Source organism: Pseudomonas sp. B6(2017) (assembly GCF_002112765.1).
In the GTDB taxonomy this organism is placed as follows: domain Bacteria; phylum Pseudomonadota; class Gammaproteobacteria; order Pseudomonadales; family Pseudomonadaceae; genus Aquipseudomonas; species Aquipseudomonas piscis.
On the sequence record NZ_NEIQ01000004.1, the window covers coordinates 1 to 13,539 of the forward strand.

The 13,539-nt window shown below is 62.4% G+C and carries 11 protein-coding genes; 7 read left to right on the forward strand and 4 right to left on the reverse strand.

Annotation, left to right across the window (positions count from 1 at the left end; genetic code table 11):
- Positions 1 to 154: 154 nt before the first annotated feature.
- From CAG11_RS07620 to CAG11_RS07630, 3 genes are all read right to left on the reverse strand, one after another.
- Positions 155 to 1,813 carry a cation acetate symporter gene (locus CAG11_RS07620; protein WP_022643100.1) on the reverse strand — a complete coding sequence of 553 codons (1,659 nt, stop codon included), beginning with the start codon at positions 1,811 to 1,813 and terminating at the stop codon, positions 155 to 157.
- Entirely contained in the window at positions 1,810 to 2,121 is a 312-nt protein-coding gene (locus CAG11_RS07625) for a DUF485 domain-containing protein (RefSeq protein ID WP_022643099.1), read from the reverse strand. Before CAG11_RS07625 ends, CAG11_RS07620 begins: the two co-directional genes overlap by 4 nt.
- Positions 2,122 to 2,311: 190 nt before the next feature.
- Positions 2,312 to 3,160: a glycine betaine ABC transporter substrate-binding protein gene (locus tag CAG11_RS07630; RefSeq protein ID WP_031321212.1), complete on the reverse strand. Its 849-nt coding sequence runs from the start codon at positions 3,158 to 3,160 to the stop codon at positions 2,312 to 2,314.
- A gap of 316 nt (positions 3,161 to 3,476) precedes the next feature.
- On the opposite strand from CAG11_RS07630, the gene CAG11_RS07635 reads away from it, so the two are divergent.
- The gene (locus tag CAG11_RS07635; RefSeq protein WP_085595799.1) at positions 3,477 to 5,030 is read left to right on the forward strand and encodes a beta (1-6) glucans synthase; all 1,554 of its coding nucleotides are present in this window, start codon (positions 3,477 to 3,479) and stop codon (positions 5,028 to 5,030) included.
- A 9-nt stretch (positions 5,031 to 5,039) separates the two neighbouring features.
- Here CAG11_RS07635 and CAG11_RS07640 read toward each other — a convergent pair whose 3' ends face one another.
- Positions 5,040 to 5,405 (reverse strand): hypothetical protein, encoded by a 366-nt coding sequence (locus CAG11_RS07640; protein ID WP_053135017.1) that lies wholly within the window; start codon positions 5,403 to 5,405, stop codon positions 5,040 to 5,042.
- A gap of 240 nt (positions 5,406 to 5,645) precedes the next feature.
- Here CAG11_RS07640 and CAG11_RS07645 point away from each other — a divergent pair, with 240 nt between their 5' ends.
- The 6 genes from CAG11_RS07645 (at position 5,646) to CAG11_RS07670 (ending at position 13,466) form a co-directional block, all read left to right on the forward strand.
- A complete protein-coding gene (locus CAG11_RS07645) occupies positions 5,646 to 6,944 on the forward strand; it encodes a serine/threonine protein kinase (RefSeq protein WP_085595802.1) in 1,299 nt (432 codons plus the stop codon).
- Complete coding sequence (locus CAG11_RS07650; protein ID WP_085595804.1) at positions 6,937 to 7,725, forward strand: VacJ family lipoprotein; 789 nt, start codon at positions 6,937 to 6,939, stop codon at positions 7,723 to 7,725. Before CAG11_RS07645 ends, CAG11_RS07650 begins: the two co-directional genes overlap by 8 nt.
- 605 nt (positions 7,726 to 8,330) lie before the next feature.
- On the forward strand, positions 8,331 to 9,602 hold the full coding sequence (locus tag CAG11_RS07655; protein ID WP_085595806.1) for an MFS transporter: 1,272 nt from the start codon (positions 8,331 to 8,333) through the stop codon (positions 9,600 to 9,602).
- A 118-nt stretch (positions 9,603 to 9,720) separates the two neighbouring features.
- On the forward strand, positions 9,721 to 10,923 hold the full coding sequence (locus tag CAG11_RS07660) for a hypothetical protein (RefSeq protein ID WP_085595808.1): 1,203 nt from the start codon (positions 9,721 to 9,723) through the stop codon (positions 10,921 to 10,923).
- A 10-nt stretch (positions 10,924 to 10,933) separates the two neighbouring features.
- Positions 10,934 to 12,790, forward strand: coding sequence for an aminotransferase class I/II-fold pyridoxal phosphate-dependent enzyme (locus CAG11_RS07665; RefSeq protein WP_085595810.1), 1,857 nt, complete (start codon positions 10,934 to 10,936; stop codon positions 12,788 to 12,790).
- Positions 12,777 to 13,466 carry a formyltransferase family protein gene (locus CAG11_RS07670; protein ID WP_022643091.1) on the forward strand — a complete coding sequence of 230 codons (690 nt, stop codon included), beginning with the start codon at positions 12,777 to 12,779 and terminating at the stop codon, positions 13,464 to 13,466. Before CAG11_RS07665 ends, CAG11_RS07670 begins: the two co-directional genes overlap by 14 nt.
- Positions 13,467 to 13,539 lie beyond the last annotated feature (73 nt).

The window sequence follows — 13,539 nt, forward strand, 5'->3', positions numbered from 1 at the left end:
CGCCTGTACAAGCTCTCTGCCGCCCCCTGACACCGGCACCTCCCCACCCGACGCAACCAGCAGATCCACGGCCAATAAAAATGCCCTGGCCTTGCGACCAGGGCATTTCGCCATCATCGAGCCCCTATATAGATAGAAGCCCAGTGCCAGGAACTTAGTGCGACACCGCCCCACTGGCACCGAGGCCGGTCTGCGAACGCACGAACTGCGGGAAGAACAGCGCCCGCTCATTGGCCGCTGCCGCCGACTTGTCGGTGATGGAGAAGAACCAGATACCGACGAAGGCGATGATCATCGAGAACAGCGCCGGGTACTCGTACGGGTAGATCGGCTTCTCATGATGCAGGATCTGCACCCAGATGGTCGGACCGAGGATCATCAGCGCCACTGCGCTCACCAGGCCCATCCAGCCACCGATCATGGCGCCACGGGTAGTGAGTTTCTTCCAGTACATGGAAAGCAGCAGTACCGGGAAGTTGCAGCTGGCAGCGATGGAGAACGCCAGGCCCACCATGAACGCGATGTTCTGGCTCTCGAACAGGATGCCCAGGCCGATGGCCAGCACGCCCAGGGTCACCGTGGTGATCTTGGAGACGCGGATCTCGTCCTTCTCGTTGGCCTTGCCCTTCTTGATCACGCTGGCATACAGGTCATGGGACACCGCCGAAGCACCGGCCAGGGTCAGGCCCGCCACCACAGCCAGGATGGTGGCGAAGGCCACCGCCGAGATGAAGCCCAGGAACACGCTGCCGCCCACCGCATTGGCCAGGTGCACCGCCGCCATGTTGTTACCGCCCAGCAAGGCGCCTGCGGCGTCCTTGAAGTCCGGATTGGTACTCACCAGCAAGATCGCGCCAAAGCCGATGATGAAGGTCAGGATGTAGAAGTAACCGATGAAACCAGTGGCATAGAGCACGCTCTTGCGAGCTTCCTTGGCGTCGCTCACGGTGAAGAAGCGCATCAGGATATGCGGCAGGCCGGCGGTACCGAACATCAGCGCCAGGCCCAGGGAGAACGCCGAGATCGGATCCTTCACCAGGCCGCCCGGGCTCATGATCGCCTCACCCTTGGGGTGGACCTTGATCGCTTCGGAGAACAGCACGTTGAAGTCGAAGCCCACGTGCTTCATCACCATCAACGCCATGAACGATGCGCCGGAGAGCAACAGCACCGCCTTGATGATCTGTACCCAGGTAGTGGCCAGCATGCCGCCGAACAATACGTACAGGCACATCAGGATGCCCACCAGGATCACCGCCACGTGGTAATCGAGACCGAACAGCAGCTGGATCAGCTTGCCGGCACCCACCATCTGCGCGATCAGGTAGAACGCCACCACCACCAGCGAACCACAGGCCGACAGGGTGCGGATCTGGGTTTGCCCGAGGCGATAGGACGCCACGTCGGCGAAGGTGTACTTGCCCAGGTTGCGCAAGCGTTCGGCGATCAGGAACAAAATGATCGGCCAGCCCACCAAAAAGCCGATGGAGTAGATCAGCCCGTCATAGCCGGAGGTGAACACCAGGGCGGAAATACCCAGGAAGGACGCCGCCGACATGTAGTCGCCGGCAATTGCCAGGCCGTTCTGGAAGCCGGTGATCTTGCCGCCCGCCGCGTAATAGTCGGCAGCCGACTTGTTGCGCTTGGAAGCCCAGTAGGTGATGCACAGGGTGGCACCGACGAACACCACGAACATCACGATCGCCGATACGTTGAGAGGTTGCTTGTGGACTTCTCCCGTCAGGGCGTCTGCGGCCCACAGGGCGGGAGCGAAAGCGGCCAGGCCGAGCGCTGCGAATAGACGGCGGATCATTGCTGAGCCTCCTTCAGGATCGCGTTGTTCAGCTCGTCGAACTCACCGTTGGCGCGCCGGACATAGATGGCCGTCAGGATGAAGGCCGAGACAATCAAGCCGACACCGATGGGAATGCCCCAGGTGATGGATGATGAAGGACTGAGTTTGCTCCCCAGGATCTGGGGTCCATAGGCGATCAACAAGATGAAAGCCGAGTAAAGCCCAAGCATGATCGCCGAAAGAATCCAGGCGAACCGCTCCCGTTTGCTCACCAGCTCCTTGAAGCGCGGGCTGTTTTGAATCGAGAGGTAAATGCTGTCGTTCATTGTTTTTATCCTCGCAGCACAGATTTTAGGTGGAACCTAATCCACTCTATGCAGCTCTCAAACGCGTTCTAGACGACCTTAGTATTAGAACGACATTAACCCCCGCGCCAATTCTCCCCCGCAAAAAAACGGGGGCATCCGCGACGCCGTCGCAGACACCCCCAAGACCCTTGAAATAGACGCTGCGCTACTATTTAGCGGTCCACTCGGCCACCCGCTCCGGGTGCTTGCCCACCCAGTCCTTGGCCGCCGCATCAGGCTTGGCGCCCTCCTGGATGGCCAGCATCACTTCGCCGATTTCGTCTTTCGACGCCCACTGGAACTTCTTCAGGAACGCCGCCACCTCAGGCGCCTTCTTCTCCAGTTCCTTGCTGCCGATGCTGTTGACGGTCTCGGCGGCGCCATACACGCCCTTGGGATCCTCGAGGAAGCGCAGTTTCCATTTGGCGAACATCCAGTGCGGCACCCAGCCGGTCACGGCGATGGAATCCTGTTTTTCCTCGGCGCGGGTCAGCTCGGCGATCATCGCCGCCCCGGAACTGGCCTGCAGCTTGTAGTCCAGCCCATAGTCCTTGATCGCCTGGTCGGTCTTGAGCATCACCCCTGAGCCGGCATCGATCCCGACGATCTTGTTCCTGAAGCTGGCATCGCCCTTCAGGTCAGCGATGGACTTGGCCTTGACGTACTCCGGCACGATCAGGCCGATCTTGGCGTCCTTGAAGTTGGGGCCATAGTCCACCACCTTGTCCTTGTTCTTGGCCCAGTACTCGCCATGGGTCACCGGCAACCAGGCCGAGAGCATGGCGTCGAGCTTGCCGGTGGCCACGCCCTGCCACATGATCCCGGTCGCCACGGCCTGCAGCTTGACGTCATAACCGAGCTTCTTGATCACCTCCGCCGCCACATGGGTCGTCGCCACGCTGTCGGACCAGCCGTCGACATAGCCGATGCTCAGGGTCTTGCTGTCGGCGCTGGCCAAGGTGGAGCTGATGGCAAGTACCATTGCGGCACCTGCGCCTAAGAGTCGTCGCATCTTCATCGTTACTTCCCCGAAAAGTGCAGTGCCGGGCAGCTGCCGGGCACATCAACGTATGGTTATGGTGCTCGGCGCCTCCATCACGCCCGACCGCGAACACGTTCGATCATCAGCGGAGTACTGATGCCTGGATCATCAACCCGCCACCGGCGGCGACCTGCTCTGACTGCGACCTCAAGGCAACAGCCAGCGACATCAGAAAGCCAGTAGCCGTCCCTGCTCCCCGCGACAACAAGCCTGCGCGAACTTCGCATGGCAGCCCCAAGGCACAGTCGAATACAGGTAAGATGCCCGGCTTTGCCCCCCTGACGGCCTGACCATGCCCGCCACTCCACGCTTCCCCCTCCTCGCCTACCTGTGCGCCTGCCTGATTGCCCTGCTGGCCCTGTGCAGCTACTGGTACGGCCTCGGCCGGCCGGTGCAGTTGCCCGACGTCGCCAGCGCCAGCCACAAGCTGCAATGCGCCTCCTACACTCCGTTCGACAAGGACCAGTCGCCGTTCGACCAGCCGTTCAAGCTGCGCCCCGAGCGCATGGACGCCGACCTGGCGCTGCTGGCGACCCGCTTCGAGTGCATCCGCACCTATTCCATGAGCGGCCTGGAGGCCCTGCCGGAGCTGGCGCGCAAGCACGACCTGAAGCTGATGATCGGAGCCTGGATCAACAGCAACCCGGCGGATAACGAAAGAGAGGTGGACCTGCTGATCGCCTCGGCCAACGCCAACCCGGATGTGGTCAGCGCGGTGATCGTCGGCAACGAGGCACTGCTGCGCAAGGAAATCACCGGCGCCCAGCTGGCCCGGCTGATCACCAAGGTCAAGCACAACGTCAAGCAGCCAGTGACCTACGCCGATGTCTGGGAGTTCTGGCTCAAGCACCCGGAAGTGGCCCCGGCCGTGGACTTCCTGACCATCCACCTGCTGCCCTACTGGGAAGACGATCCATCGAACATCGACGTGGCCCTGGATCATGTGGCCCAGGTACGCCAGGTGTTCGGCAACCGCTTCGCCCCCAAGGACGTGCTGATCGGCGAGACCGGCTGGCCCAGCGAAGGTCGCCAGCGCGAGACCGCGATCCCCAGCCGGGTCAACGAAGCCCGGTTCATCCGCGGTTTCGTCGCCCTGGCCGAGCAGAATGGCTGGCACTACAACCTGATCGAGGCCTTCGACCAACCCTGGAAACGCGTCAGCGAAGGCGCGGTCGGTGGTTACTGGGGGCTGTTCGACGCCGATCGCCAAGACAAGGGGATCCTCGAAGGTCCGGTATCCAACCTGCCCTACTGGCCCCTGTGGCTGGGCCTGGGAGCGGCGCTCCTGGGCGGTACCCTGCTGCTGGGTGGCAGGATCGGCAGCACTCGGGCGGCCGTCCTTCTGCCACTGCTGGGTGCCGTGGCGGCCTGCAGCATCGGCACCTTCGCCGAATTGACGCGGGTCACCAGTCGCTTCGCCAGCGAGTGGGCCTGGGCCGCCCTGCTGCTGGGCCTGAACCTGCTGGTCCTGGCCCACGCCGCGTTGGCCCTGGGCTCGCGTGAAGGCTGGCGCCGGCGGCTGTTCAGCATCCTGGAAAAGCGTGCCGGCTGGCTCCTGGCCGCAGCCGGTTTCGCCGCGGCGGTGATGATGCTCGAGCTGGTGTTCGATCCGCGCTATCGCAGCTTCCCCAGCGCCGCCCTGCTGGTGCCGGCCCTGGCCTTCCTCTGCCGACCGGTGCGAGTACCACGGCGCGAGGTCGCCCTGCTGACCTTCATCATCGGTGCCGGCATCGCGCCGCAGCTGTACCAGGAAGGCCTGGCCAACCAGCAGGCCTGGGGCTGGGCCCTGGTCGGCCTGCTGATGGTCGCCGCGCTGTGGCGCAGCTTGCGGGCGCGGGTCGGCTGATCCGCCCGGCTAGGGGCGAGGAGCGCGCACCAGGCGCAGGCTGGCGATCACCAGGGCGAACACCGCCAGGCTGGTGTTGTACAGCACCAGGGCCGGGATCCCGGCCGCCATGGCCAGCAGCGCCAGCCCCCAGCCCAGCCGCCCTGGCACGACGAAAGCCAGCAGCGCCGCGCCCAGGGCGCTCCAGCCCAATACCTTGAAATGAATCATCCACCCCAGGCTGGAGCGCAACGAGCACTCCCAGCGGCCGGCCTCATCGATGCATACGCCCACCCAGCGGGCATCCTCCATGAAGCCATAGCGCAGGCCATAGCTGGCGGCCAGCCACAGCACCAGGGCCAACAGCAGCAAGAACAGGGGAAAGCGGCGAGACATGGGGCACTCCAGGCAATCAAAACGGCGCCCAGCATAATCCCCCGGAAACACTTGGCAAGCACCATGCACGCATAGCTATTCAGCCAAGGGTGGCAACGTGTATCGTCCGGCTACTATCACCACTACCCCCAGGCCAGACTGCCACGGACGTTATTTGCGCCCGCACATGGCACTTCGGCAGCAGCACGGTGGTCATAGCCTGCGAACCTCATTCGGCACCTTCCTTCTAGGGATACAGTCATGCTTCGTTCCTTGCGCCTCACCGCCCTGTTCGGTGGCCTTATCCTGAGTGCGTCCGCACTGGCGGTCGATGTCGATCCGGCCAGCTACGGCTACCCGTTGACCAATCCCTTCGAAGCCACCATCGCCACCACACCGCCGGACTTGCGCCCGGAGCTGCCCTCGGACGATGACATCCGCCAGTCCGACTACAGCCTGACCCTGCGCCCGGAACGCGAATTCACCCTGCCGGACAATTTCTGGGCAGTGAAGAAACTCACCTACCGCATCGCCACCCAGGACCACGCCGCCCCGTTGATCTTCCTGATCGCCGGTACCGGCGCGCGCTACGACAGCACCCTCAACGAATACCTGAAGAAGCTCTACTACAAGGCCGGCTACCACGTGGTGCAGCTGTCCTCGCCCACCAGCTTCGACTTCATCAGCGCCGCATCGCGCTTCGCCACTCCCGGGGTGACCGCCGAGGACGCCCAGGACATGTACCGGGTGATGCAAGCGGTGCGCGCGCAGAACTCCAAGCTGCCGGTCACCGACTACTACCTCACCGGCTACAGCCTGGGCGCCCTGGATGCGGCGTTCATCAGCAAGCTCGACGAGACCCGGCGCACCTTCAACTTCAAGAAGGTCCTGCTGCTCAACCCGCCGGTCAACCTCTACACCTCGATCAGCAACCTGGACAAGCTGGTACAGACCGAGGTCAAGGGCATCAGCAGCAGCACCACGTTCTACGAGCTGATGCTGGCCAAGCTGACCCGCTACTTCCAGCAGAAGGGCTATATCGATCTCAACGACGCCCTGCTCTATGACCTGCAGCAATCCAAGCAGCACCTGAGCAACGAACAACTGGCGATGCTGATCGGCACCGCCTTCCGCTTCTCGGCGGCGGACATCGCCTTCACCTCGGACCTGATCAACCGGCGCGGCCTGATCACCCCGCCCAAATACCCGATCCGCGAGGGCACCAGTCTCACGCCATTCTTCAAGCGCGCCCTGCAGTGCGACTTCGACTGCTACCTGACCGAGCAGGTGATCCCGATGTGGCGCGCCCGTACCGATGGCGGCAGCCTGCTGCAACTGGTCGACCAGGTGAGCCTCTATGCGCTGCAGGACTACCTCAAGGCCAGCCCGAAGATCGCCGTGATGCACAACGCCGACGACGTCATCCTGGGCCCCGGCGACCTGGGCTTCTTGCGCCAGACCTTTGGCGATCGCCTGACCGTCTACCCCCATGGTGGCCATTGCGGCAACCTCAACTACCGCGTCAACAGCGACGCCATGCTGGAGTTCTTCCGTGGCTAAACATCTCCTGCTTATCGCTGCGTTGCTCTGCGCAGGCTATGTCCAGGCCGACGACGGCCATGCCGGCACCATCACCGCGCCCGACGCCGACGGCTTCACCGAGCCGCTGAAACAGCTCAAGTTCAACCCGGGGCTGGACCAGCGCGAGTTCGAACGCTCGACCCTCAGCGCGCTGAACGTCTACGACCCGCTGGAGTCCTGGAACCGCCGGGTCTATCACTTCAACTATCGCTTCGACCAATGGGTGTTCCTGCCCGTGGTGGACGGCTACCGCTACATCACCCCGAGCTTCCTGCGCACCGGAGTGAGCAACTTCTTCAACAACCTGGGCGATGTACCCAGCCTGCTCAACAGCCTGCTGCAGTTCAAGGGCCAGCGCTCCATGGAGACCACCGCCCGCCTGCTGGTCAACACCACCATCGGCATCGCCGGCCTGTGGGACCCGGCCACCAAGATGGGCCTGCCGCGCCAGAGCGAGGACTTCGGCCAGACCCTGGGCTTCTACGGGGTGCCGAGCGGAGCCTACCTGGTGCTGCCGCTCCTGGGCCCCTCGAACCTGCGCGACACCGCGGGCCTGGCGGTGGACTACAGCGCCGAGTCGGCGATCAACTTCCTCAACGTCGCCGAAGTCAGCAAGAACCATCCGGAGCTCTGGCTGTTGCGTGGCGTCGACAAGCGCTACCAGACCAACTTCCGCTATGGCGAGCTGAACTCGCCGTTCGAGTACGAACAAGTGCGCTACGTCTATACCGAAGCGCGCAAACTGCAGATCGCCGAGTAACCTCCCGTCACGGCGAGCCCGGGTCTCCGGGCTCGCCACACGCCCCGCGAAATGCTCTAGCCCGGCACTTCCGGCCTCGACGGCAGCGCGATTCACACTGCCTGCAACCCGCCGCAATCCAGCCGCCATGGCCGTGGAACCCCGGAAAAACCTAGGCCTCGTAGCGCACAAACGAACTTAAAAAAACAAATGTGAATTTTTTATTAACTTATTGTGACGGTCGGTGTAAGCTCCAGCGCAACACAGCTAAGGAAGCAGTAACGTGTTCTACGATAATCAGGGACTGATGTCGTCCATCTTCGCTATTCCTCCCCGGCGGTCATCCGCCAATCTTCAGCACCAACTACCGCACAGGTCGATCATGGTCAACTTGCGCCCGTGATTATTGCTGTGCAGATGTTTGCCCGCTGAACTGCCGGTAACTTCCAGCCAATACCAAACGCATTGATTCCCCCCAAGATCCAGGCCATTGCGTGCCGGTTCCCGGGAAGTGCATCGCTATTGCCCGCTGAAAACCAAACAGGCAGATTCCGGCAACTAACGAGGGCTGGTCGATGTATTCGGCCGGGCCAGTATTCCGTCAAGTAATTCAGACATCCGTTACCATGAAACTATCGGCCAGACCCCAGTCCCGCGTGCAGCGTTACTTCAGCGAGTTGCCTCTTTTCATCTGGATCCTGTTCATCGGGACCTTCATTACCCGAGCGACCTCGATGATGGTCTGGCCATTCATCTCCGTGGTGCTCTATACCCGCTTCGACTTCAGCCCGACCTTCATCGGGCTGGTGCTGACCCTTTCGATCGCCATCTCCTCGGCAGTCAGCTTCTACAGTGGCTACATCTCGGACAAGATCGGCCGGCTGAAGATCATCATCCTCGGCTGCGTGGTCGCCACCCTGTCCTACTGCCTGCTCGGCCTGTCCGGCAGCGCCCAGGGCTACATCGCCGGTACCTTGCTGGCCAACCTGTCCTGGGCCCTGGTCAACAACCCGATCAAGACCGTGATCGGCGACATCATCGAGTCCCGCCCCCTGGTGGAGCGGGCCATGCACCTGCGCTACTTCTTCCTCAACGCCGGCGCCGCGGTAGGTCCCTATCTCGGCCTGCAACTGGGGATCAGCGCCGGCTCCCTGGCCTTCGTCCTGGTGACCCTGTCCTATGTCCTGCTGCTGCTCGGCGTGGTGGTGTTCGGTCGTGGCATCGTGCTCAAGGCCATCAACAGCACCAGCTTCGCCAACACCATGAAGGTCCTGTCCCGGGACCACATCTTCCTCGCCCTGGTGCTCAACAACATCCTGATGATGTTCATCTTCGGCAACTTCGACTCCAGCCTGCCCCAGCTGATCACCGCCATCGGCTTCGAAGGCTACCTGGGCTTCATCGCCTCGCTGATCGTCCTGCACGCCACCACCATCGTCCTTTTGCAACTGCCGCTGTCCGGCGCGCTGGCATCCTGGAGCCTGGACGCGAAGATCTATGTCGGCAGCGTCCTGCTGATCGCCAGCGAATTCATCTTCGCCCTGGCCGCCCACCACTATGAAACCAAGGCCCTGTGGTACAGCGCCGTATTACTCATGAGCATCAGCCAGACCATTCTGTTCCCCTGTATCAACATGTTCGTCGACAGCCTGGCTCCCAACAACTTGCGGGGAGCCTACTTCGGTGCCGCTTCTTTGTATGGAGTTGGATTTTCCCTGTCGCCCATCGTTGGCGGGCTCTTCATACAATGGCTCGACGGTACTGCGCTATTCATCTTCCTGGGCATTGCCAGCAGCCTCATGACTTATATCTTCTTCAGCATCTTCAAACATGCCGGCAAGCCCCGCCAAACAGCAGATGACAGTTCCGGCACGGCATCCCCCGTATCCAGCGGCTGAATAAAGTCGGCGCGACAAACGACTTCTATATCAATTCCTACAACTTCAACTGATATCTCAGCGGCCCAGCCTCGCCTGCAACTTCTATCGCTTATATAACTTCAACCAGGAGCATTAGATGCCCATCCAGAACTATGACGTGATCTTGTGCGGTGCCGGCCCAGCCAATATTTCGCTGCTGCCGGAGCTGATTCGGAACGAACAAGCCGGCCGCTGCCTGATCCTGGAAAAGAACCATGTCGTAGGCGCCGGGGAAATCGGCCAGTACCGGATCACCGCCAACTCCCTGGGGGGCGTATTCCTGGAAAAATTCCAGGACCAGGAAGATCGGCTCAGCCGCTTCCTCAAGGACACCCCGCAATGGCGCTATTTGCGCGAAAACCAGGATCGGGCCGTCGAGCTGAGCCAGGTCGGCGCCTTCCTCGAACAGATCGCCGCCTTCGTCATGGCCGACAAGGCCCTGCGCCAGCGCTTCGTGTTCTCCACCGATAGCTGCGTCCAGGCGATCCGCCAATTGCCCGAGGGCGGCTACCTGGTCAGCTACAGCCTGGACGGCGTGCTGATGCAGGCCCAGTGCCGCAAGGTCATTTGCAACCTCGGCGGGCAGCCCCAGCAACGCGGCCTGCGCCACGCCTCTTGCAACATCAACTCCGACGAGTTCATCAAGGGCCTGCACGACCGGCAATTTTGCACATCGGCCCCGGACTCGGTGGCCATCCTCGGCTCGTCCCACAGTGCGGTGTCCTGCCTGATACGCCTGGTGGAGCAACTGGATTACCGGGGCCCCATCACCCTGCTGGCCAAGCGCGACTTCAAGCTGTTCTTCGACTGTGCCGAGAGCGCCCGGGCCCAGGGCTATCACTTCACCGACGCTGACGTGTGCAACGCCAGCGGGCGGATCAACCGCTACTCGGGGCTGCGCTACGACTCCTTCGAGTTCGCCCGCAAGGTGCAGCAAGGGCAGATCGACAACCTCCAGGTGGTGGATATCTCCACCCGGTCCCCGGAGCAGGTCGACGCCTTGATCAACGCCAGCGCCGTCTTGCTCAACAGCACCGGCTACAGCGCCAGGGCCGTGGAGTTGCTGGACGCCGACAGCCGCCCGATCCAGTTGCAGCAGGACGCCCACGGCCTGCTGACCAATGCCCGCCTCAACCCCCTGGCCGCGGATGGCCGGGCGCTGGAGGACTTCCATACCTTCGGCCTCGGCTCAGGCATCAAGACCGGTGGCGACAGTGGCGGCGAAGAAAGCTTTTCCGGGCGGATCGACGGCGTATGGGTCTACCAGCACGTAGTGCCCGGATTGATATTTGGTAAATAAGGAAATTCCAATGAATAACAATACAGCCATCCTGCTTTGCGCGGGCCGAGGCAGCCGCCTGGCCAACCGAACCGAAAACACTCCGAAGCCGTTGGTCCAGACCAACGACATCGCCTTCATCGACAACGCCCTGGCCAACCTGGAACGGCTCGGCGCCGGCAAGGTGGTGGTCGTGGTCGGCTACCAGGCCGAGACCATCACCGCGCACCTGGAGCAGATGAACACCAGCCTTTGCTTCGAGTTCGTCTACAACCCGGACTGGGCCACCACCAACAACATCTATTCGCTGTACCTGGCCCGGGAACATATCGGCCGGGACACGCTGATCATCGAAGGCGACATCTACTTTTCCCAGCAATGCCTGGAACAGCTGATGGCCAAGTCGGCTGACCTGGTCACCCTGGTGTCCGCCCTCGGGCCGAACATGGAAGGCACCTACACCACCATCGAGAACGACCGGCTGCTGGGTTTCGGCTCCACCAAGGAGGCTGGGCACCAGACCCTGGACAGCCACTACAAGACCGTCAACCTGTACAAGATCGGTACGCAGGAGTTCGCCCGCCATGTGGTCCGCCAACTGGACCTGTACATCGCCCGGGGCGACAAGAACACCTACTACGAAGATGTCTTCAAGCAGGCCTCGCTGGACAGCCAGTGGAACATCCAGCCGGTGATCGTCGACAACACCCAGTGGTACGAAGTCGACAACTACTACGACCTGACCATCTGCAACTACATCTCCCACCAGGATCGCCTGGGCTTCGTGCAGAACCGCCACGGCGGCTACTGGCGCTACCCGCTGCGCGACTTCGCGCTGATCTACAACTTCCATTTCCCGCCGCAACAGCTCAAGGACAAGATCAAGGACAACTTCGAGCACATCCTGCTCAACTACCCGGGCGGCCGCCGGCTGATCGAGGAGTCGCTGGCCGAGTTCATCGATGTCCCGGCCCAACGGCTGTGCGTGGCCAACGGCGCGGCGGAGATCATCAAGATCCTGCCGGACCTGTACCCGGGCAAGGTGCTGGTCACCGTGCCCTCGTTCAACGAGTACGCCAACGTCTTCGGCGAAGACCGCACCCTGTGCCTGCACACTCGCGAAGCCGAGGCATTCGCCATCGACACCCAGGCGCTGTTGGCGCTCTGCCACGAACAGCGCCCCTCGGTGGTGGTGATCGAGTCGCCGAACAACCCCACGGGCGCCCTCACCCCGGCGGCCGCGCTCCAGGCCCTGGCCCGCGAGCTGCAGGCGCTGCAGATCGCGTTGATCGTCGACGAATCGTTCCTGGACTTCTCCCGGCATGCCGACCAGACCCTGCTCCACGTCCTGGACGAACACCCCAACCTGGTGGTGATCCGCAGCATGAGCAAGACCTTCGGCATCGGCGGCATTCGCATCGGCTACCTGGCCAGCGCCGACCAGGCGCTGCTCAAGGCCCTGAACGCGCAGTTGCCGATCTGGAACCTCAACGGCTTCGCCGAGGAATTCCTGCTGCACCTGCCGCAGTACAAGGACCAGTACCTGGCAAGTTGCCAGACGGTGATCGGCGACACCCGGGACCTGCAGATCGCTCTGAACGACATCGACGGCCTCAGCAGCTTCGAAACCGAATCGAACTTCGTCTATTGCAAGACTCACTACGCCGACGCCCGGACCCTCTGCCGCCTGCTCCTGGAGCAGCATCACATCTACGTCAAGGAATGCTCGGGCAAACGCAACGAGGGTTCCGACCAGTACCTGAGGATTTCCTGCCGCACCCGCGAGGAAAACATCGAGCTGCTCCTGGCCCTCAAGAACGTCATGGCACAACTGGCCCGTCATCATGGCCATGCCCATCAACAGGAGAACGACCATGCATTCGCCTAAGCGCGTGGTGATCTGCGGCAAGGGCGAACTGGCGATCTTCGCCTGCCGCTACTTCCAGGATCACCCGGACTACCTGCTCAGCCACGTGGTCGCCGACCCGTTCGAACCGGTGAGCAGCGAACAGACGCTGATCGACTACTGCCACCAGCAGCAGATCCCGGTGGTCGAGGACGGGCGTTTCGAGAACCTGCCGGGATACGCCGAGCAGGCGTTCTCCTGCGACCTGTGCCTGGTGATCTTCCACAAGCGGATCCTGCCCAGGGCCTTCATCGATTGCTGCGCCAAGATCCTCAACCTGCACCTGTCCTACCTGCCCCACTACCGGGGCGTGCGTCCGGTGAACTGGGCACTGAAGAACGGCGAGCGGCGCCACGGCGTGACCCTCCACGAAATCAACGAGGGCATCGACGACGGCCCGATCCTCAGCCAGGTGGCGTTCGATATCTTTCCCGAGTTCGAAGAGGTCGGCGACACCTACCAGCGCGCCATGGGGTATGCCCGGCAACTGCTCAGCGACAGCCTGCCGCTGATCTACCGCATCACCCCGGTGCCCCAGGACCATGGGCAGATGAGCATCTACTACGAACGGGACAATCTGCGCCTTGAGGAGCGCATGACCTTCACCAAGGCCAAGTCCCTGGAGCTGCTGGCCCAGAGCGCCGCGAAACCCGCCTGAGGCGCATGCCGCCCCTCCCGACGGCCGGGTCGGCCCATTGGCATGACCCGGCCCGTGCCAACCGGAGCCTGCG